The following is a 22,022-nucleotide window of genomic DNA, read 5'->3' as shown; positions in this document are numbered from 1 at the left end:
CAGACCGCATAACGCAAAAAAACACCCGATGGAGCGAATCCATCGGGTGTTTCCCGCTATTCTGGTCAGATAATGCCCTGCATCTTTTGCAGGATGGCCGCCACCGTGCGGTTGGCCTCGTCTTCGCCGAGGTCGTACTGCTTGTCGCCGAAGTAATGAATGGTATCGAAGGAGGCACGGTACTTGACCCATTCGGTCACGTCGATCGCATCCTCACCCATCGGGAAGTCATACGTAAAGGACGATCCCATGCCGTCCATCGACGCGTCGCACACGGACGCCGACGCGCCCGGAATGACCGGGATCAGACCGTTCGGGCCGGTGCCGCCCGCCAGCAGGCGGTCGGTCTCGGTCAGCGCGCCCATGCCGACCAGTTCATTCAGAAAATCCTGATATTCCTCGTGGGTCATTTCCTCCGGGTCGTATTTCTCCGCCAGCGCCTTAAGCTGCTCCTCGGTCAGCGCATCCAGCCCCTTGGACGGCTCGCGCCCGGCCATCTGCTCGAGTTTGTTCTGCGCGAGCGCCGCAAACTCGTCCTTATACTCATCCTTGAGCGTCGCCATCGGCAGCTTTTTGCCGTTTTCCATCGTATGTTCCGTAACATTGAACCAGTTGCTTTGGAATCCTCCAATCGTCATGAACTCTCTTCCTTCCTTCTGTAATAATTGGGCAAATTATGGCATACATTATTCATATCGTCTGCGGCGCAGGACAAGATAACAGACCATTCGGGCATTTGCTTGACTTTTACACGGATTGTTGCTATACTGGCAATGTATATAGGAAACGTATGCAAAGACGCGGGAAAAGTAACCGTTTTTGAAGCGCGCAAAAGAGAGAAGCCCCTTGGCTGAAAGGGCTTTGCGCGTGGGGCGGCGAAGTGCGCCTGCCGAGCATCGGGGTCAAACGCCCCGCGGGACGCGCCCGTTACCGCGCACCCAAGTGAGAAACAGGAGTGGAACCGCGACGTCAACGCCGCCTCTTTGACAAAAAGAGGCGGCTGTATTTTTTGTAAAATCATCCCGATAAAGGAGAGAATGATATGAAACTGTTCAACACCCTGACCCGTCAGAAGGAGGAGTTCGTCCCGATCACGCCGGGCGAGGTCAAAATGTATTCCTGCGGCCCGACCGTGTATAACTATTTCCACGTCGGCAACGCACGCCCGTTCATTGTGTTCGATCTGCTGCGCCGCTACTTTGAATACCGCGGCTACAAGGTGCAGTTTGTGCAGAACTTCACCGATATCGACGACAAGGTGATTAACAAGGCCAACGAAGAGGGCGTGGATTTCAACGTCATCGCGGAGCGTTATATTAAGGAATACTATGTGGACGCGGAGGGGCTCGGTGTCGGAAAGGCGACCGTGCATCCCCGCGCGACCGAGACGATGGACGCGATCATCGACATCGTGCAGAAGCTGCTCGACAACGGCCACGCCTACCTCGCCGAGAACGGCGATGTGTATTTCCGCACCAAATCCGATCCGGATTACGGCAAGCTGTGCCATCAGCCGATGGAGGAATTGCAGGCGGGCGCGCGCATCAGCGTGGGCGAGACCAAGGAAGACCCGATGGACTTTGCGGTTTGGAAGGCAGCAAAGCCGGGCGAGCCTGCGTGGGATACGCCGTGGGGCAGCAAGGGCCGTCCGGGTTGGCATATCGAGTGCTCTGCGATGGTCAACAAGTACCTCGGCCCCACCATCGACATCCACTCCGGCGGCCTTGACCTGATTTTCCCGCACCATGAGAACGAGATCGCCCAGTCTGAGTGCGCCAACGGCTGCGCCTTTGCGCATTACTGGCTGCACAACGGTTTTTTGACGATTGACAATGAGAAAATGTCCAAATCCAAGGGCAATTTCTTTATGGTGCGCGACGCGGCAAAGCAGTTCGGCTATGAGACCATCCGCATGTTTATGCTGTCCGCGCACTACCGCACGCCGCTCAACTACTCGGCCGAGTCGCTGGAGATGAACAAGGCGTCGCTGGCACGCCTGTACGAAGCGCGGAACAACATGGAGTTCCGCATCGAAAAGGCTGAGGGAGACACGATGACCGCGGAAGAGACGGCGAAGATGGAAGCGCTCGCAGCATACAAGCAGAAGTTCATCGACGCGATGGACGACGATCTGAACACCGCGGACGCGCTTTCCGCCATCTTTGAGCTGACGCGCGAGATCAACGCCTATATGGGCGCGCATCAGGACGCAAGCAAGGCGTTCCTGACCGCAGCGCACGATCTGTTTATGGAGCTGACCGGCGTTTTGAATCTGGTGCAGAAGCGCGACGATGCCGTCGATCCGGACGCAGACAAGATCGAAGCGCTGATTGCACAGCGTGCGGCGGCAAAGAAGGAAAAGAACTTCGCGGAAGCAGACCGCATCCGTGATGAGCTGGCTGCGATGGGCGTAACCATCAAGGACACCCGTCAGGGCACTCAGTGGAGCCGCGCATAAGCAGCATGTGATAAGCAAACGGCCACCCCCGAAAGGGGTGGCCGTATTATTTTGCTGAGATGCCTCATGCGCCAGTGACGCGTGCGATGTGCAGCGTCAGATACAGCAGTTCATTTTTACCGGCGTCAAAGCCGTATTCTTCCAGAATCGAGCGGCAGACCGCTTGCGCGCAGGCAAACGCGGCGGGATATTTCACTTGCACCGGAGGCAGCAGGTCGGCATCGCTGTCGCCGTAACTCTGCCGGGCAGCAATGCGGCGTGCCAAAAACTTCAGGTGGGTCACGAAACGGTAAAAATCGACCGCATCCCGGTCGGGCTCTATGCCGCAATGTGCCCGAACCAGCGCGAACACCCGCTGCATCAGGCAGGTCATGTCGTAGACCTCGGGCAGCTCTCCGCCGCCTTCCGCATTGACAAAGTGCATCGCGATAAAGGCTGCTTCGTCCTCGGGAAAGGCGATGTTCGTTTCCTCCCGGATGAGATCGACGGCGGCACAGCCCGCGCGGTATTCCTCCGGGTAAAACTGTCGAATGTCCCACAAAAGGGGATTGGACAGCTCAATGCCCTGCTTATGCCGCTCAATCGCAGCTGAAATATGATCGGGCAGGGTAACATAAATGCTGTCGGACAATGTCGCGCTGAGCGTGCGCTTAGCGCGGTCGATGATGCGCTCGCTGAGCAGAAAATGCGGCAGGGGAATGCTGGTCAGCAGCTGCTGGAAACGGTCGGACAGCTGCTCCGCATGCAATGTGAACCGCTTCTGGATCAGGTCGGCGGGGGCATCGTCGCCGGTACGGCGGCCAAATCCCAGTCCGCGACCCATCAGCACGGTTTCCTCGCCGTTTTCGTCCAGCGCGATCACCACATTGTTGTTCAGCACTTTTTGAATCTGCATGCTTTTCCTCCTGTTTCGCCGCAAAGTGCGTCGAGCGCGTCACGCGCTTCGCGCACCGCGTCTGCGTCGCACCGCCAGAGTGAAAATTCGCTGATGCCGGGCAGCCCCATTGGTACGCCCGCGCGGCGGAATACCATGCCGCTGCCCAGTGTGCGCTTGGCGGACAGATGGAATGCATCCGCGCCGGTCTGCGGCTGCAGCGTGCGAATGACCTGTGCGTTCACACCGGCGCCGATCAGAATTTGCGGCCGTCCGTCCGCGGCTTTGACCAGCTCGTGCAGCAGCGCCGCCCCCTCGACGCAGCTCGCCTGCTGGCCTGAGGTCAGTATGGTGTCCACGCCTAGCTTGCGTGCCGTCTCGAGTGCCGCAAAGGGGTCGCGGCATACGTCGAACGCACGGTGCAGCGTCACACCCATGCCGCCTGCCAGTTCGATCAGACCGGCCATGCGCGTTTCGTCCAGCGTGCCGTCCGGACGAAGGATACCGATGACCACACCGTCTGCACCGAGCGCGCGGAATCGGCGCACCTGCCGCCGCAGCAGCTCATACTCCTCGTCGGAGTAGAGGAAATCACCGAAGCGCGGACGCAGCAGCACTCGGATGGGAAGCCCCACCCGTTCGCGCACCATGCAGAACAAATCTTCGTCCGGCGAGGTACCGCCGACAATCAGATCGGCGCACAGTTCCAGCCGCATCGCGCCGCCGCGTGCCGCCTGCTCTGCCGACTCCACCGAATCGACACATACCTCGAGTACTCGTGCCATGCTTGCCGCCTCCTGTTTGCTTTCCGTATTTTGAAACAAGTATACCATTATGCGGCGCAGTGGTCAACGATGCGCGAATAGGGACGCTAAAAAAATGCAAAGATTGGTTTTCGGCTTGCAAGGATATTGCTTTTTCGCTGTTAACCCGCTATAATCGCTATATATCATGTACCCTGTAAAAAAAGAGATCGGAGGCGCACTATGCGCATCATTATTGTAGGCTGCGGCAAGGTCGGTTCGGCGCTGGCGGAGCAGCTTTCTGCGGAAGGGCACGATTTGATCCTGATCGACTTGTCCGAACGTCGGCTCACTGAGCTAACCAATATGTTGGATTTGACCTCGGTGACCGGCAGCGGCACGAGCTATCACGTTTTGGAGGAGGCGGGCGTGCGGGAAACCGACCTGCTGATCGCGGTCACCACGCACGACGAGATCAATCTGCTCTCCTGCCTGATTGCCAGCAAGGCGGCAGGCTGTCACACCATCGCGCGTGTGCGTGACCCGGAGTATGTGTCCGAGATCGGATTTATCCGGGATGAACTCGGCTTGTCCATGGTCATCAATCCGGAAATGTCCACCGCGCGTGTGGTTTCACGCTTGATCCGCTTCCCGTCGGCCATCGGTGTGAGCACCTTTGCCAAGGGGCGCATCGAATTGCTCGATATCCGTATCCCCGAGGGCTCTCGTTTGAACGGCATGGCGGTTTGTGAGGTCAACCCGTTGCTGCGCACCAATGCGCTGCTCTGCATGGTGCGTCGGCAGGGGCAGACCTTTATTCCAAAGGGCGATTTTATGCTGCAAGCGGATGACGATATCACCGTGATTGTTCCGCCAAGCGAACAGGGAGAGTTTTTCCGCCAAATTGGCGTACCGAACGATCATATTCGTTCGGCAATGTTGATCGGCGGCGGCAAAATCTCTTATTTCCTTGCGAAAATGCTGCTGGATGCCGGTATTTCGGTCAAGATCATCGAAAACCGGTTTGAACGCTGCGAGGCGCTCAGCGAGATGCTGCCCGGCGCGACCATTATCCATGGCGACGGCACTGACCGCGACCTGCTGGAGGAAGAGGGGCTTGCAAACTGTGAAGCGTTCTGCGCGCTGACCGGCATGGATGAGGAGAACATCTTGCTTGCGCTGCATGCGGGGCGTCACTCGAAGGCCAAGCTGTTCACCAAGGTTAACCGTGTAAACTTTGAGGAGGTCATCACAAGCCTGCCCATCGGTACGGTCATCCGACCCAAGCAGACGACTGCCGAACTGATTGGCCAGTATACGCGCGCGATGCAGAACTCGATGGGCTCGAATGTGGAAACGCTGCACCAGCTGGGCGGCGGTGCGGAAGCGCTCGAATTCCGCGTAGCGGCGCATGATCTGACCGGAGTGCCGCTGCAGGATATGCCCATCCGGCCGGATGTGCTGCTGTGCTGCATCAACCGCAAGGGCCGGCGCATTATTCCGCGTGGCCATGATGTGCTGCGTGAAGGCGATACGGTGATCGTGGTTTCCACCCGTCGTGGGATGAACGATTTGCAGGATATCTTCCATGCCGAACGCACGGAGGAGGCCGCACCATGAATTTAGCAATGGTACGCTACCTGATCGGTTGGATGCTGGGCGTAGAATCGTTGTTCCTGCTGCTGCCTACGCTGACCGCGATATTGTACCGGGAACACGTTGTGCTGGCCTATTTGGGCGCGGCGGCGATCTGTATGGCGATATCTGCGCTGTGCTGTCACAAAAAACCGACAAACTCCCGCTTTTATGCGCGCGAGGGGTTTGTTACCGTTGCACTGTGCTGGATTGTGTTGGCGCTGACCGGTGCGCTGCCGTTCCTGTTCAGCGGCGAGATCCCGTCCGTGGTGGACGCGCTGTTTGAGACCATTTCAGGCTTTACGACCACGGGCGCCACTATTTTGAGTGACGTCGAAGCCTTGTCGCATGCTTCGCTTTTGTGGCGCAGCCTGACCCACTGGGTCGGCGGCATGGGTGTTTTGGTGTTCATGCTGATCGTGCTGCCGCTTGCCGGCGGACAGACGATCCATCTGATGCGCGCGGAAAGCCCCGGGCCTTCGGTCTCCAAAATGTCGCCGCACATGCGCGACACCGCGTTCATCCTGTACGCCATCTACTTTGGTATGACCGTGCTGCAAATCATTCTGCTGCTTCTGGGCGGCATGGCGTTCTTCGACGCGGTCTGCACCGCGATGGCGACCGCAGGCACGGGCGGCTTCGGCATCTGGAACAACTCGATCGCGCACTACGACAGCTATTACCTGCAGGGTGTGATCTCTGTCTTTATGATTTTGTTCGGCGTCAACTTCAGCGCCTATTATCTGGTGCTCTCCCGCCGTTTCCGCGATGCGCTGCGCATTGAAGAGATTCGGCTGTATCTGGGGGTCATTCTCGGTTTTGCGCTGCTCATCGCCTTTAACGTGCGCGATATGTTCGGCAGCTTTTTTGAGAGCTTTCACCACGCGCTGTTTCAGGTCGCCTCCATCATCACCACCACCGGCTTTGCCACGGTCGATTTCAACCAGTGGCCCGCGTTCAGCAAATCTCTGCTTGTGCTGCTGATGTTCATCGGCGCATGCGCGGGTTCGACCGGCGGCGGCATCAAGTGCTCCCGCATCGTGCTGATGTTCAAAAGCATTAAAAAGGAGATGCAGTACCTCATCCACCCGCGTGCAGTGCGCGTCAACAAGATGGACGGCCGCCGTGTGCAGCATGAGGTCATGCGTTCGGTCAACGTATTCCTGATCGCCTACCTGCTGATTTTTGTCGTTTCCATACTGCTGGTCAGCCTGACCTGCGAGGATATGGTAACCAGCTTCACCGCAGTCGCAACCACGCTCAACAACGTCGGCCCTGGCCTTGAGCTGGTCGGCCCGACGGCAAACTTTGGCTTTTTTACGCCGCTGAGCAAAATCGTCCTGATGTTTGATATGCTTGCTGGCCGTTTGGAAGTATTTCCGATGCTGCTGCTGTTCACCCCGGCAACGTGGCGCAGAGAAAAGTAAGCAAACAGAAAAAACGCCCGCTTTTGCGGGCGTTTCTGTTTATTTAAGCGGCTCTCGGATGGTTTTCGAAGCCAGTACGCCGTCGGCGGTGTACTCCTGCTGATAGATACATACTCCGTTTTCGTCGAACTGCTGCTCGATGCGGTTTTCCAGCACGCCATTTTCGTATTGCTCGTAAGTGCAGGCTGAGCCGTCCGCGCTGTCGGTATACTGGAAGGTGGTGTTGCGCTTGTCACCGTAGCTGTTGTCCAAAACGCTGTGGATAAGCCGGCCTTGGTCGTCGTAGGCATACTCCACGACAGCCGAATAGTCGCCAAATACAATTTTGCTGTGGATCACACGGTTTTTGTCGTCCAGAATGTGGGTATCCTGCTCCATGACCGCGCCATCCTCATCGTATGCCGTCATGACCGCATGCGTTGTGCCGTCCGGCTGCGGCTCATAGGTTCGCTCGCTTCTGGTGCTGATTTCGTCCCCGTTGCGGGTCTCCGAGCTGATTTCGCGTCCCTCTTCGTCAAAAACCGTGGTTGTCTCGGTCGACAGCGTGCCGTCAAGATACATAGCGCCGCGCACGCAGTTGCCCGCGCCGTCATATTCTCGCAGGCTGAGCATGGGTCTGCCGCCTACATCGGAAAAAGTCGCAATCACGCGCCCCGCCGGGTCATACGCTTCATACGAAACCGTTTCCGACCAGTCCTTGCCGTCGTCTCCCGGCAACGCGTCGCCGGTCATTTCGCGCAGCACGACTTGATTGAGCCGTAAGGTCTGTTGGTAATATCGCGTGTTCCGTGGCAGCGCAGCGCGCAGGTCGTCGAGCGTTGCAATCTGTGTGCTGTCTACCGGTTGTACACTTGCCTGATACGCCGCCGTTGCACTGGTAACGATCACAGCAATCAGCACGCCGATCAGCAGACGTTTGATGCCGTTCTTCATCGTGATCCCCCGTTTCCCTGTCCCAAAAGACCACAAAAGCGTGCGTCGGAAACCGGCGCACGCCCTTGTTTTGTGGCTTATCTGTTTACTTGACGATTTCCTTGGCAGCAGCGGCCAGCGCGTCCACCTTGGCGGCGGCGTCAGCCTTGCTGTCGCCCTTGGCCATGATGTAAACCTTGACCTTAGGCTCAGTGCCGGACGGACGGATGATAAAGGTCGTGCCGCCCTCCAGCTCGTAGTACATCACGTTCTGACCCTTCAGCTCGATTTCCTCGACCTTGCCGTCCGCCATGCAGGTGCGCGTGCCGGGCTGATAGTCGCGGGTGTAATCAATCTTGTACGCACCGACGGTGGTCAGCGGCTTTTCACGCAGCTCGGCCATCAGCTCCTTCATGCGCGTGAGGCCGGATACGCCGGGCATGGTGATCGAGATGGTCTGCTCGCAATAGAAGCCGTACTTCTCGTACATTTCCTCCATCGCGTCATATAGGGTCTTGCCCTGCGTACGGTAGTAAGCTGCCATTTCTGCGATCAGCATGGAAGCGGTGACCGCGTCCTTATCGCGCGCATAGTCGCCGCACAGGTAGCCATAAGACTCCTCAAAAGCGAAGATATACTCATGCGAGCCGGTCGCCTCGAACTGCTTGATCTTCTCGGCGAGGAACTTAAAGCCGGTGAAGGTTTCAAAGCAGTCCACGCCGTTCTTGTTGGCGGCTGCGCGTGCCATTTCGGTGGTCACGATGGACTTTAGCACGGCCGGATGCGCCGGCATGGTGTTCGTCAGTTTCTTGGCGGTGATGATGTAATCGGTCAGCAATACGCCTACCTGGTTGCCCGACAGGGTGACATACTCGCCGGTCTTGTCCTTGAGGACGATGCCCGTGCGGTCGGCGTCCGGATCGGTGCCGATGATGAGATCAACGTCGTTCTGCTTGGCCAGTTCGATGGCGAGGTTGAAGCCTTCCTTGTATTCCGGATTCGGGTTCTTGACGGTCGGGAAATCGCCGTCGATCTTCATCTGCTCCGGCTCACAGATGATGTGCTTGTAGCCCAGACGGCGCAGGATCTCGGGCACCAGACGATAGCCCGCGCCATGGAACGGGGTATAAACCAGCTTGAACTCATCCGCAACCTGCTTTACGCAGTCCGGATTGACGGCAACCTTGATGACCTCACCGAGGTATGCTTCGTCGGTTTCCTTGCTCAGAATGCGGATCATTCCATCCGCAACCGCCTTGTCATAGTCCGCGGTCTTGACGTCGGCAAAGATATCGGTCGCAGCCATTTCCTTGGCAACTACGTCGGCTTCAGCGGGCGGCAGCTGCGCGCCGTCCTCCCAGTATACCTTATAGCCGTTGTACTCCTTCGGGTTGTGGGACGCGGTGATGTTGATGCCCGCGATGCAGCCATAGTGGCGCACTGCGAAGGACAGCTCGGGCGTCGGGCGCAGCTCATCAAATAGCAGTGCCTTGATGCCGTTCGCCGCAAGGATGCAGGCGGACTGCTTGGCAAACTCGGGCGAGAAATGGCGGCTGTCATATGCGATGGCAACGCCGCGATCCATCGCGGCCTGTCCGTTGGAAACGATCAGGTTGGCAAGGCCCTGCGCCGCTTGACCGACCGTAAAGCGGTTCATGCGGTTGAGACCTACACCCAACACGCCGCGCAGACCAGCCGTGCCAAACGACAAGGGCGCAAAAAAGCGGCTTTCGATCTCTTCGTTGTTGTTTTCGACGGCGTGCAGCTCGGCGCGCTCATCCTCAGAAAGCGCTTCGCTATCCAGCCAGCGCTTGTATTCAGACATATAATCCATTGGAATTCACCTCATCCTGATATTTGGCTAAAGCCACTATCTAAATTATACAATATCTGTTTGTCAATGCAAGTGCTTTTGCGCGAATTTGTGAATTTTCCAGTGCGTCCCAGTAGGTTTTCACAAAAAAATATGCCATTTTTTGTGCATTTTGTGTTGCGAAACATTTTTTCAACAAGGTGACGAAATTCTGCCGCACAATTTGTCTAATCTGTCGCTGCGAACGCATTTCCATGCTTGTACTGCACGGAAAAATGCGGTATACTTCATTATATATGAAATTGACAGATAGAGGGGTTATTGTATGAAGCTGAAAACCCGGCTGGCCGTTGCGGTGTGCAAGGCCTCGGGCGCGATGCTGCGCCGTCTCGGCCGCGGCGGCACCAACCTGCCCGGCAAGCTGGCGCTCAAGATCGACAAAAATATTCTGGGGGAGCTGTCGCGCGGGGTCAAGGTCACGGTCGTAACCGGCACCAACGGCAAAACCACCACCTCGCGCATGATTGAGCAGGCATTTGCCGATGCGGGACTGAAATACTTTTCCAACAAATCGGGTGCAAACCTGCTGACCGGTATCATCGCCGTGTTCGCGCAGCATTGCACGCTTTCCGGCAAATGTCCGTATACGCACGCGCTGATTGAGTGCGACGAGGCCGCGTTCCGCAAAACGAGTGAATTCCTGCCGGTTGAGTGCTTGGTGGTGAATAACATCTTCCGCGACCAGCTCGATCGCTATGGCGAGATCACGCACACCCTAAACGCGATCCGCGAGGGCATCACCCATGTGCCGGACGCGACGCTTTGCCTCAATGCGGACTGCTCGCTCACCGCTTCGCTGGCGGAGAAAGTCCCGAACAAGGTGCTGTGGTTTGGCGTGAACGTTCCGATCTATGAGAACGCGGCGCATGAGCTGTCCGATGCGCCCTATTGCATCCACTGCAAGACTGAATACCAGTACGACTATATCACTTATGGACATCTGGGCGGCTTCCGTTGCCCTAAATGCGGTTATCATCGGCACGAGCCTGATGTGGCGGTGACAAAAATCCTCGCCGCGGGTGCGGATTCGTCCGATATTGAACTGTCCATCTGCGGGCGTATGCATGAGGTACACGTCAATCTGCCGGGCGGATATAACATCTATAACGCGGCGGCAGCCGCGGCGGTGTCGCATGTTGTCGGCATCAATGAAGAAACTGCGGTCAGTGCGCTCGGTCAGTTTGAGTGCGGCTTTGGCCGTGCCGAGCAGTTTACGCTGGGCAAGGCGCAGGCACGCATGATGCTGGTCAAAAATCCGGCGGGCTTCAATCAAGTCATCAACCTGATTGCGCACGATAAGGGCACCTGTAAGCTGGCGTTTTTGCTCAATGACCGCTTTGCGGACGGTACGGATATCAGCTGGATCTGGGACGTGGATTTTGAGACACTCGCCGGACAGGAAGCACGCTTTACGCGCATTCTGGTTTCCGGTGTGCGCGCGGATGATATGGCGCTGCGCCTGAAATACGCAGGCTTTACGACAGATCGCATCGAGGTTATCCGCGAATATGATGCGCTGCTGGAACAGGTCGGCACGGACGAGACGCCCGCGTTCCTGATGCCGACTTACACGGCGATGTTTGACCTGCGCGGTGAGATCGCCAAGCACACCGACGTGAAAGCGTTTTACGAATAAGGGGGAGGGGAGTTATGGAACTGAATATCTGTCACCTGTACCCCGACATTTTGAACCTGTATGGCGATCGGGGCAATATCATTACGATGAAGCGGCGGCTGGAGGCGCGCGGCATCAAGGTCAACATCGAGGAGTGTTCGATCGGGCAGCCGATCGACATTGACAAGCACGATATTTTCTTCATCGGCGGCGGACAGGATTTCGAGCAGGAGGTGTTGCTGCGCGACCTTGCTGCGGGCAAGGGGCGTGATATTTGCACGGCAGTGGAGGAAGGCAAGGTATTCCTTGCCATCTGCGGCGGCTATCAGATGCTGGGGCAGTATTATAAAACGTGGGACGGCAACCAGCTAGACTTCATCGGCGCAATTAATATCCACACGATTGGCGCAAAAGAGCGCATGATCGGCAACTATATGTACCGCACGACACCTGAAAGCGGTGGCTCGATCGTAGTCGGTTTTGAAAATCATTCGGGCAAGACCTATCTGGGTGAGGATGTGGCTCCGCTGGGTATGGTGCTCAAGGGCTATGGCAACAACGGTGAGGACCAGACCGAGGGCGCACGTTACAAAAACGTGTTTGCGACCTACTCGCACGGCTCGCTGCTGCCGAAAAACCCGGCGCTGGCCGACTTCATCCTGCAAACCGCACTGACGCGCAAGTATGATCGTGTCGAGCCGCTAACGCCGCTCGACGATGAGATCGAAAACCGCGCGCATGACTATATGGAGGAACGGCTGCGCCACGGGTGAACCTTGTGCACCCGTTTCCCGGGTGATATTGACTTTGTCCGCCGCATATGATATCATAGGCGGTAATAAGGGAGTAGTCGGCGCGGATTTGTTCCATTCCGCGCGGTAGGGCCAACATACTGGGGAGGACGCTCCTCTGGTTCTGCATGAAATGACGAGACTTATCTGTTTTACGGCGGATGAGTCTCTTTTTTTATGCCCGTTCGGCGCTGCTAACGACAAGGAGGACAAGAAAATGGGTTTACTGGAGCTGTTTATCATTGCGGTCGGCCTGTCGATGGATGCCTTTGCGGTTTCCATCTGCAAGGGATTGAGCGTCCGCACGCTGCGGCCGCGCCATGCGCTCATCACCGGCGCGTATTTCGGCGGATTTCAGGCATTGATGCCGCTTTTAGGCTTTTTGCTGGGCGTGCGCTTCCAGACGCTGATCACCAGCGTCGACCACTGGATCGCGTTCGTGCTGCTGGCGCTGATCGGTGGCAATATGGTGCGCGAGTCGCGCGACACGGACGAAGAAAACCTCAGCGATTCGTTTTCCTTTGGCACAATGCTGCCGCTTGCGGTGGCGACCAGCATCGACGCACTCGCGGTCGGCGTGACGTTCGCCTTTTTGCAGGTGCAGATCGTGCCTGCGGTCTGCTTTATTGGCGTGACGACCTTTGTGCTGTCCTGCGTGGGTGTCAAGGTCGGGCATGTATTCGGTGCAAAATATAAATCGCGGGCGGAACTGTTTGGTGGAGTGGTGCTTATCCTGATGGGGCTCAAAATTCTGCTGGAGCATCTGGGACTGCTGGGCTAAAATGCGCAAAATCAAAAAAGGACGCTGGAAAGCGTCCTTTTTTGCGCCCTCAGGCGCGCATATAATAGATTTTCGAGTAATTTTTACCCGAAAATCATAAAAAGGCAGGACATGTGCCTGCCTTTTTATACAAGAAAATGATTTTGTGTGCCGCGTGCGGCGCGCAAATATCACAAGATTGGCTTTGTCCGGGCGTTTGCCCGGCAAAGCCTCTCTCGTTTGAAAGCGTGCTTTCAAACGAAGCTTTTAGAATGCAAAGTTGGTCTTGACGCGCCAGATGTTCTGCGCATACTCTGCAACCGAGCGGTCGGACGCAAAGCGACCGGAGTTTGCAATGTTCATCAGCGACATATAGTTCCAGTTCTCTGCATGGCGGTACATCTCGCTGACGCGCTCCTGTGCAATTGCATAGGAGGAGAAGTCCTTCAGGCTCATATAACGGTCAGCCGGGCCGCCGTTGCCGCCGTGCAGCAGCAGGTTGGCAATATCGGTGTAGTCCACGCCGTCGCCGAAGCCGTTGATGATGTGGTCAAGCACACGCTTGATGACCGGATCGTTCTGGTAAATCAGCATCGGCTCGTAGTTGCCGGACGCTGCCAGAGCCTCAGCTTCGGGCGTTTCCATACCGAAGATGAAGATGTTCTCGCGGCCGACTGCTTCGCAGATCTCGACGTTTGCGCCGTCCATCGTGCCGATGGTGAGCGCGCCGTTCATCATAAACTTCATGTTGCCCGTACCGGATGCTTCCTTGCCCGCAATGGAGATCTGCTCAGAGACCTCAGCCGCCGGCATAATCATCTCAGCCAGAGATACCTTGTAGTCCTCAATGAACACGACCTTGAGCTTGTCGCCAATGTCCGGGTCGTTGTTGATCATGTTTGCAATGGAGTTGATCAGGCGGATGGTCTTTTTCGCTACCGCATAGCCCGGTGCGGCCTTAGAGCCAAAGATGAAGGTGCGCGGCACGAAGTCCATGCCCGGATTATCCTTCAGCTTGTGGTACAGCGAAATGATGTGCAGGATGTTGAGCATCTGGCGCTTGTACTCATGCAGACGCTTAACCTGTACGTCAAAGATCGAGTCCATATTGATCTCGATGCCGTTATGCTCCTTGATATAGTTTGCCAGACGCTGCTTGTTGTCGCGCTTGATCTCGCCCAGACGCTGGAGCAGCGCCTTGTCGTTGCCGTAGTTAGCAAGTACCTGCAGCTCGGACGGATGCTTGCGGTAGCCTTTGCCGATTTTGCTTTCGATCAGCTCAGCCAGCTCCGGGTTTGCCTCGCACAGCCAGCGGCGGTGTGCAATGCCGTTGGTGACGTTGCAGAACTTGGAGGAGTAAATCTTGTAGAAATCGTTGAATACGCGATCCTTGAGGATCTCGGAGTGCAGCGCGGAAACACCGTTGATCGAGAACGAGCCTGCGATCGCCAGATGTGCCATGCGGACGGTGTTATCCGATACGATGGCCAGTTTGGAGATCTTCTGGAAGTCGTTCGGGAAGTAGTTCCACAACTCCTTACAGAAGCGCTCGTTGATTTCATAGATGATCTGCATGATGCGGGGCATCAGCTCCTGCACCAGCGATACCGGCCAGCACTCAAGTGCTTCGGGCATAACCGTGTGGTTGGTGTAAGCGACCGACTGGCTGGTGATGTTCCAAGCGTTCTCCCAGCTCATGTCGTTTTCGTCCATCAGTATACGCATGAGTTCGGGGATGACCAGCGTCGGGTGGGTATCATTGATGTGCAGCACATGCTTGTGCGCAAAGTTTTCCAGCGTGCCGTACTTGGCCTTGTGCTTGGCGCAGATATCCTGCAGGGTTGCAGAAACGAGGAAGTACTGCTGCTTCAGGCGCAGGGACTGGCCCTCGCGGTGGTTATCCTCTGGATAGAGCACCATAGAAATGGTTTCCGCCATCGCGTGCTTCTCCAGCGCCTTGAGGTATTCACCCGACGAGAACAGCTTCATGTCCAGCGCGATCGGGCTCTTGGCCTCCCACAGGCGCAGGCAGGCGATGTTGTTGGTGTCATAGCCCGAGATCGGCATGTCATACGGAACTGCCAGAACCGGCGTATAGTCGTGATACTCGACGATCAGCTTGCCCTGATCGTTAAAATAGGTGTTGACCGTGCCGCCGATCTTGACCTCGCGGGTGTCGTCCATCGCGGGAATGTGCCAAACGTCGCCAGACGCGAGCCAGGAGTCCGGCAGCTCGACCTGCTGGCCGTCCTCGATCTTCTGCTTGAAGATACCGTGTTCGTAACGGATGGAGTAGCCGGTGCCGCGCACGCCGATGGTTGCCATGCCGTCCATATAGCAGGCTGCCAGACGGCCCAGACCGCCGTTGCCCAGACCGGGATCGGCCTCTTCCTCGAAGATATCGGCCATTTCATAGCCCATATCTTTGAGTGCTTCGGTCAGTGCGGGCAGAATGCCCAGATTGTAGGCGTTGTTGCGCAGGCTGCGGCCCACAAGAAATTCCATGCACAAATAGTGCACCTGTCGCTCTCCGTATTTTTCAACCTCGTTCTGGGTTTCAATCATATGCTCGGTGAGCGCATCGCGCACGACGAGCGCGCAGGCCTCGTAAACCTGTTCCTTTGAGGCGTCTGCAACCTCGCGGCCGAAGTGGCGCTGCAGCTTGCCTGCAATAGCCTCCTTCAAAGCGGTCTTTGTGTACTGATTCTTTGACATGGTCTCTCTTGTCTCCTCACTCTAATTTGCTTAATAGGTCTTACCAACCAAGGGCAGAATGATAAACCTCGATATATTTATCTGCCGAGCTGCCCCAGCTAAAGTCGCTCTGCATGCCTTGCAGCATGAGCTTCTTCCAAGCGGGCTTGTTGTAGCGGAATACACCGCAGGCTTCCCGAATGACGTGCAGCATGTCATGCGCATTGTAGCTGGCAAAGGTGAAGCCGTTGCCGGTGCCTGCATAATCAACGAAGGCCTGCACGGTGTCCTTCAAGCCGCCGGTTTCGCGCACGATCGGGATGGTGCCGTAGCGCAGTGCGATCATTTGCGCCAGACCGCACGGTTCGAACTTGGAAGGCATCAGGAACATATCCGCGCCCGCATAGATGCGGTTGGCCAGGTCGCCCGAGAACATGATGGATGCCGAAATGTTGTTCGGATAGCGGCGCTTGGCTTCGAGGAACATCTGCTCGTACCGCCAGTCGCCCTTGCCCAGCACGATCAGGCGGAGGTCGTCCGACAGGATGTCGTGCAGCACGGCTTCGATCAGGTCAAGGCCCTTCTGGTCAACAAAGCGGGTGACCATACCGATAACCGGCGTATTTTCGTCCCCCTCAATACCGCACAGTTTCAAAAGCTCAAGCTTATTGGTCTTTTTGTCATCCGGGTTGTTCGGGCCATAGTTCTTGAAAATCTTGGGGTCGGTTTCCGGGTTGAAGGCATCCATATCAATGCCGTTGAGGATGCCGTGCAGCTTATAGCTGTTCATGCGCAGCACGGAATCCAGCCGGTAGCCGTAATATTCGGTCTGGATTTCGCCTGCATAGGTGGGCGAAACCGTGGTGACCGCGGTGGAGGCCACGATCGCAGCCTTCATCAGGTTCACATCGCCGTCCATTGCCATGAAGCCCGAGCGGAAGTGCGCATCGTCAATGCCGAGCACATACTCGAGGATTTCGCGGCCGTAGCGGCCCTGATACTGGATATTGTGGATGGTGAATACGGTCTTGATGTTCTCATAGAACGGACGGGAGGAGAACATCAGGTTGTAATACACCGGCACAAGCGCGGTCTGCCAGTCGTTGCAGTTGATCACGTCCGGCTTCCAGTCCAGATCGGGCAACACTTCAAGCACTGCCTTGGAATAGTAGGCGAAGCGTTCTGCATCGTCATACTCGCCGTAGACCTGGCCGCGCGCAAAATAATATTCATTGTCGATAAAGTAATAGGTTACGCCGTCCGCTTCATAGCGGAAAATGCCGCAGTACTGGTTGCGCCAGCCTAAGCGGACATAGGCGTTCTTTAAGTAGTAGAACTTCTCACGCCACTCCTGCCCAATCGCGGAATACAGCGGGCAGAATACACGCACGTCGTGTCCCTTTGCAGCAAGGGCTTTCGGCAGTGAGCCGGCAACGTCGCCCAGACCGCCGGTTTTGACGAACGGGGCGCATTCACTGGTAACATACATGATTTTCATAAGAACCGAGCCTCCCCAGTAGGAGGTGCGGAAACAGGGCCCCGCTTCCGCACCTGCGTATCTTTATTATACTAGATTCTTCCTCTCTGCAAAATAGGGAATTTCCACGAACATTTCATGCTTTCAGCCCGTGTTTTTCGCTTATTTGCAGCGAATTTAACGTATTTTTTTCAAACGGTTGCATTTTTAGCGATCGTAATGGGGTAGTTCTCGTGACCCATCATGGTACGCCCGTCGCGGATGACAACGTTGCGGTCGGTGATGACGTGGCGCAGCGATGCATCCGACAGGATGCGGCCGCCCTCCATGATGATGCAGTCGCGGATTTCCGCGCCCTTTTCGACCACAACATCGCGGAACAGCACGCAGTTCTTTACCGTGCCTTCGATGTGGCAGCCGTCTGCGATCAGGCTGTCCTCTACCACGGCCTTGTCGCCGTAGTAGGCGGGGGCTTCGTCCTTGATACGGGTCAGGATGGGGCGGGTGCGCAGGAACACTTCCGAGCGCACGTCCTTGTCCAGCATATCCATGTTGGAGCGGAAGTAATCCGAGGTATCCTCGATCTTCATCGCATATTCGTTGAACAGGTAACCGGCCACCGTGCCGTCGATCAGCGCGCGGGACAGGAATTCACGCTCAAAATGGATGCAATTGTGCGTGACGCAGTCAGACAGCATATGGATGAGGTACTGGCGGCTCATGACGTATACGCCTAGCGCGATGTGCTTGCACTTGCCCTCGTTGGAATCGCCTACACGGATATCGACTGCTTCCTTCTTGCGGTTGAGCTCAACATAGGTGGTAAACGGCGAATCCTTCTGCTTCTTGGTGCAGACCATGGTCAGGTCGGCACCCGACTTGATATGGCGGTCGATTACATCGTCAAGCGGGATGTTGGCAACAATGTCGCCGTCCGCAACGACAACATAGTCCGCCTTGTTCTTCTGCAGGAAGTCCACCGCACCGGCCAGTGCGTCGATCTTGCCGCGGTACTCGCCGGTGACCAGCGGAGACGCCTTTTTCGAGTAGGAATACGGCGGCAGCAGGGTCACGCCCGAGTTCTTGCGGGACAGATCCCAGTCCTTGGCGTTGCCGATGTGGTCGATGAGGGACTGATACTTGTCCTTCATCAGCACACCCACGCGGTAAATGCCGCTGTTTACCATGTTCGACAGCATGAAGTCGATGATGCGGTAGCGGCCGCCCCACTGCACCGCGCCAACCGTGCGGTGCTCGGTGATCTCACGGAGATCGTTGTCGTTATCAAATGCAATGATGATGCCTAAAACACTGTTCATCATTTCTGCCCCCTTACTTTACGTCCGGCAGGTCTTCGTCTGCCATTTCTTTCGCCGCCAGCGTTGCGCCGCGGCCAATGCGCACGCCTTCCGCAACGACGGCTACGCCCCATTTCTCCACGTCGCCGTCCGACGGGCTACCGCCGACAACCGCATCCTTGCCGATGACGGCGTTTTCTGCGATGATGGAGTAACGCACGGTAGCGCCCTCTTCGATGACCGCGCCCGGCATCAGGATGGAGTATTCCACCTTTGCGCCCTTGGCGATCTTAACATCCGAGAACAGCACGGACTCGGAAACATCGCCCGCGATCTCGCAGCCCTCGGAAAGCAGGGTGTGCTTGACGGTTGCGTTCTTGGCAGTGAAGTGCGGGGGCGAACCGGTGGTGCGGCCGTAGATCTTCCAGCTGTCGTCCGACAGGTTCAGGCCGGAGTTCGGGGAAAGCAGATCCATGTTGGCTTCCCACAGGCTTTCGATCGTGCCGACGTCCTTCCAGTAGCCTTCAAAACGATAGGAAACCAGCTTTTCGCCGTTGCCGAGCATAGCGGGGATGATATCCTTGCCGAAGTCGTTGGAGGACTTGGAGTTCTCCTCGTCGTCGATCAGATACTGGCGCAGCTTCTTCCAGGAGAAGATATAGATGCCCATGGAGGCCAGCGTGGACTTCGGATTCTTGGGCTTCTCCTCGAATTCGTAGATCGTGCCGTCCGGCTTGCAGTTCATGATACCGAAACGGGATGCTTCTGCGAGCGGCACATCGAGCACCGCGATGGTTGCATCCGCGCCGGTTTCCTTGTGCTGCTGGAGCATCTTATTGTAGTTCATCTTGTAGATGTGGTCGCCCGACAGGATCAGAACATACTCGGGATCGTAATCGTCGATAAACTGGATGTTCTGGTAAATGGCGTTGGCCGTGCCCTTGTACCACTCGGAGGTTTTGCCCTTCTGGTACGGCGGCAGGACGTATACGCCGCCGCGCAGGCGGTCGAGGTCCCAGGTCTGGCCGGAGCCGATGTAAGCGTTGAGCACGTGCGGCTCGTACTGGGTCAGTACGCCGACCGTGTCAATGCCGGAGTTGACGCAGTTGGAAAGCGGGAAGTCGATGATACGGTACTTGCCGCCGAACGGCACCGCGGGCTTGGCGACCTTTTTGGTCAGTACATAGAGGCGGCTGCCCTGACCGCCTGCGAGCAGCATGGCTACGCATTCTTTTTTCCGATACATTGATGAACTCTCCTTTTTGCGGTTTACATATTATTTCACGCCGGTTTCGGCGCGTCCCCTTTTAAGAATCCTGCTTGCCGGCATCGCTTGCCTGAACCACCGCCTTTTCTCCGGTCTTGGTGACTGCTTTCGTGCCGGTCTTTGCGACCGCTTTTCCCCCTGTTTTCGCCACGGCCTTGGAGCCCGTCTTGGCTACGGCGCGCGTTCCGGTTTTGGCAACCGCCTTGGAGGCTGTGCGCGATTCCTTGGCGGACTTGGCGGCTTTCTCTGCGGCTGCCTTTTTCGCGGCTTCGATTTCAGCCTTGGTGCGGCGCTTGGCGCGCGGCTTACCCTTGAAGAACAATACGCCGAAGCGCGGGATCTGGATGCTGATGGACTGCTCCTGCCCGTGCATGGGCTTTTTGCTGTCGGTCTTGACCTTGCCATTGGTCATGCCGCTGCCGCCGAACTCGGTCTTGTCCGAGGTGAACACCTCTTCGTATGTGCCGGCGAGCGGGACACCGATACGGTAATTCTCCTGCACTTCGGGAGAGAAGTTGACAACGGCGACAAGATCGCTGCCGTCCTTGGCAATGCGGCGGAAAGCGATGATGTTGTTGCGGTTATCCTCGTGGCTGATCCACTCGAATCCGCGCCAGTCGGTGTCCTGCTCCCACAGCTGCGGGGTTTCCAGATAGAAATGGTTGAGCGCCTTGACATAGGTCTGCATCTGCTTATGCGCCGGATAGTCCAGCAGCATCCAGTCCAGTCCGCGCTGGTATGCCCACTCGGAGAACTGGGCGAACTCGCCGCCCATGAACAGCATCTTTTTGCCCGGATGTGCGGCCATGTAGCCGTACAGTGCGCGCAGGCCGCCGAACTGGTTTTCGTACGGAGGCGGCATCTTGCCGATCAGCGAGCACTTGCCGTGCACGACTTCGTCATGCGAAAGCGGCAGGATGTAATTTTCCGAGAATGCATACATGAACGAGAAGGTGATTTTGTCATGCATGTCCTTGCGGAAGAACGGGTCGGCCGAGCAATAGCACAGCATATCGTTCATCCAGCCCATGTTCCACTTGAAGTTGAAGCCCAGACCGCCGTCATAGCCGGGCTTGGTCACCATCGGCCATGCGGTGGATTCCTCTGCGATCATCATGACGTCCGGATGGTCGGTCAGGATGAACTCGTTGAGCAGGCGCAGGAAGTCGATCGCTTCGAGATTCTCGCGGCCGCCATGGATGTTGGGCCGCCATTCGTGCTGGCGGTTGTAGTCCAGATAAAGCATGGAAGCGACCGCGTCTACGCGCAGGCCGTCCATGTGGAACTTCTCGATCCAGAACATTGCCGAGGAGAACAGCAGGTTGCGGGTCGAGGTCTTGCCATAGTCAAATACGCGCGTGCCCCATTCCTTGTGCTCCATCTTGAGCGGATCGGCGTATTCATAGAGGTACGAGCCATCAAACTCGACCAGACCGCAGCCGTCCTTGGGGAAGTGCGCGGGTACCCAGTCCATGATGACGCCGAGGCCTGCCTGATGCGCTTTGTCAATGAAGTACATCAGATCCTTGGGCGTGCCATAGCGGCTGGTCGCGGCAAAATAGCCGATGACCTGATAGCCCCATGAGCCGTCGAACGGATACTCGGTCAGCGGCATGACTTCGATGTGGGTATAGCCCATCTCCTTGACGTAGGGCACCAGCTCGTCCGCAAGCTGGCGGTAGGAATAGAAGTTGCCGTCCTCATGTACCTTCCACGAGCCGAGATGGCATTCGTAGATATTAACCGGGCTGGAATAGGGCAGATGACCCTTGCGCCAGTCCATCCAGGAAGCGTCGTTCCATTCGTAGCCCTCGATGTCATATACCTTGGAGGCGTTGCCGGGGCGGGTTTCGCTGTGGAAGCCGTACGGGTCGGACTTGTCGAATACATCGCCCGATTTGGCCCATACACTATACTTATATGCTGCATATTCGGAAACATGCGGAATGAATTTTTCCCAGATGCCCTGCTCGTCGCGCATCATGTAGTCCACGTCGCGATTCCAGCCGTTGAATTCGCCCATGACAGAAACCTTTTCCGCTTCGGGGGCGTAGACCCGGAACAGGTAGCCGGGTTCGCCGTCCTGTTCAAAGGGATGTGCGCCCATATAGTCAAAGGCGCGGCAGTCCCTGCCCGAATAGAAAAGCTGGCTGCGCTTTTCACAGGCCGGCGCTGCGGGTGTTTTCTTCATATCGCAT

Annotated in this window: 16 protein-coding genes; 6 read left to right on the top strand and 10 right to left on the bottom strand. The window is 56.7% G+C overall.

Features of this window, described 5'->3' with window-relative positions:
* Positions 1-65: 65 nt before the first annotated feature.
* A complete protein-coding gene (locus tag ABGT74_RS04660) occupies positions 66-638 on the bottom strand; it encodes a hypothetical protein (RefSeq protein ID WP_346704668.1) in 573 nt (190 codons plus the stop codon).
* Positions 639-1,042: 404 nt separating this feature from the next.
* Here ABGT74_RS04660 and cysS point away from each other — a divergent pair, with 404 nt between their 5' ends.
* Positions 1,043-2,458: a cysteine--tRNA ligase gene (cysS, locus tag ABGT74_RS04655; protein ID WP_297284406.1), complete on the top strand. Its 1,416-nt coding sequence runs from the start codon at positions 1,043-1,045 to the stop codon at positions 2,456-2,458.
* 64 nt (positions 2,459-2,522) lie between these two features.
* Here the strand turns inward: cysS and ABGT74_RS04650 are convergent, their stop codons facing one another.
* Together ABGT74_RS04650 and ABGT74_RS04645 are read right to left on the bottom strand one after the other, a co-directional pair.
* Entirely contained in the window at positions 2,523-3,353 is an 831-nt protein-coding gene (locus ABGT74_RS04650) for a PRD domain-containing protein (RefSeq protein WP_346704667.1), read from the bottom strand.
* A complete protein-coding gene (locus tag ABGT74_RS04645; protein WP_346704666.1) occupies positions 3,332-4,117 on the bottom strand; it encodes a copper homeostasis protein CutC in 786 nt (261 codons plus the stop codon). The genes ABGT74_RS04650 and ABGT74_RS04645 overlap by 22 nt, the downstream gene beginning before the upstream one ends.
* A 201-nt stretch (positions 4,118-4,318) precedes the next feature.
* Here ABGT74_RS04645 and trkA point away from each other — a divergent pair, with 201 nt between their 5' ends.
* Together trkA and ABGT74_RS04635 are read left to right on the top strand one after the other, a co-directional pair.
* Positions 4,319-5,695, top strand: coding sequence for a Trk system potassium transporter TrkA (gene trkA / locus ABGT74_RS04640; RefSeq protein WP_346704665.1), 1,377 nt, complete (start codon positions 4,319-4,321; stop codon positions 5,693-5,695).
* Positions 5,692-7,137, top strand: coding sequence for a TrkH family potassium uptake protein (locus ABGT74_RS04635; protein ID WP_346704664.1), 1,446 nt, complete (start codon positions 5,692-5,694; stop codon positions 7,135-7,137). Before trkA ends, ABGT74_RS04635 begins: the two co-directional genes overlap by 4 nt.
* Positions 7,138-7,176: 39 nt before the next feature.
* Here the strand turns inward: ABGT74_RS04635 and ABGT74_RS04630 are convergent, their stop codons facing one another.
* Positions 7,177-8,070, bottom strand: a complete 894-nt coding sequence (locus tag ABGT74_RS04630) for a hypothetical protein (protein ID WP_346704663.1) — start codon at positions 8,068-8,070, stop codon at positions 7,177-7,179.
* Between the two features lie 85 nt (positions 8,071-8,155).
* Positions 8,156-9,883: a phospho-sugar mutase gene (locus ABGT74_RS04625; protein WP_346704662.1), complete on the bottom strand. Its 1,728-nt coding sequence runs from the start codon at positions 9,881-9,883 to the stop codon at positions 8,156-8,158.
* A gap of 304 nt (positions 9,884-10,187) precedes the next feature.
* Here ABGT74_RS04625 and ABGT74_RS04620 point away from each other — a divergent pair, with 304 nt between their 5' ends.
* The 3 genes from ABGT74_RS04620 (at position 10,188) to ABGT74_RS04610 (ending at position 13,109) form a co-directional block, all read left to right on the top strand.
* Positions 10,188-11,558 (top strand): MurT ligase domain-containing protein, encoded by a 1,371-nt coding sequence (locus ABGT74_RS04620; protein ID WP_346704661.1) that lies wholly within the window; start codon positions 10,188-10,190, stop codon positions 11,556-11,558.
* Between the two features lie 14 nt (positions 11,559-11,572).
* Positions 11,573-12,310: a glutamine amidotransferase gene (locus ABGT74_RS04615; protein ID WP_346704660.1), complete on the top strand. Its 738-nt coding sequence runs from the start codon at positions 11,573-11,575 to the stop codon at positions 12,308-12,310.
* Positions 12,311-12,545: 235 nt separating this feature from the next.
* On the top strand, positions 12,546-13,109 hold the full coding sequence (locus ABGT74_RS04610; protein ID WP_297283306.1) for a manganese efflux pump MntP family protein: 564 nt from the start codon (positions 12,546-12,548) through the stop codon (positions 13,107-13,109).
* A 246-nt stretch (positions 13,110-13,355) separates the two neighbouring features.
* Here ABGT74_RS04610 and ABGT74_RS04605 read toward each other — a convergent pair whose 3' ends face one another.
* The 5 genes from ABGT74_RS04605 to glgB form a co-directional block, all read right to left on the bottom strand.
* Positions 13,356-15,803 carry a glycogen/starch/alpha-glucan phosphorylase gene (locus ABGT74_RS04605; protein WP_297283305.1) on the bottom strand — a complete coding sequence of 816 codons (2,448 nt, stop codon included), beginning with the start codon at positions 15,801-15,803 and terminating at the stop codon, positions 13,356-13,358.
* A gap of 40 nt (positions 15,804-15,843) precedes the next feature.
* Positions 15,844-17,280 (bottom strand): glycogen synthase GlgA, encoded by a 1,437-nt coding sequence (gene glgA / locus ABGT74_RS04600; RefSeq protein WP_297283304.1) that lies wholly within the window; start codon positions 17,278-17,280, stop codon positions 15,844-15,846.
* A 170-nt stretch (positions 17,281-17,450) separates the two neighbouring features.
* Complete coding sequence (gene glgD, locus ABGT74_RS04595) at positions 17,451-18,578, bottom strand: glucose-1-phosphate adenylyltransferase subunit GlgD (protein ID WP_346704659.1); 1,128 nt, start codon at positions 18,576-18,578, stop codon at positions 17,451-17,453.
* Positions 18,579-18,591: 13 nt separating this feature from the next.
* Complete coding sequence (locus ABGT74_RS04590) at positions 18,592-19,803, bottom strand: glucose-1-phosphate adenylyltransferase (RefSeq protein WP_297283302.1); 1,212 nt, start codon at positions 19,801-19,803, stop codon at positions 18,592-18,594.
* A 61-nt stretch (positions 19,804-19,864) separates the two neighbouring features.
* On the bottom strand, positions 19,865-22,015 hold the full coding sequence (gene glgB, locus ABGT74_RS04585) for a 1,4-alpha-glucan branching protein GlgB (RefSeq protein ID WP_346704658.1): 2,151 nt from the start codon (positions 22,013-22,015) through the stop codon (positions 19,865-19,867).
* Positions 22,016-22,022: the final 7 nt, after the last annotated feature.

The organism is uncultured Agathobaculum sp., from assembly GCF_963927765.1.
Taxonomy (GTDB): domain Bacteria; phylum Bacillota; class Clostridia; order Oscillospirales; family Butyricicoccaceae; genus Agathobaculum.
This window is presented reverse-complemented; position numbering and strand designations above follow the sequence as displayed.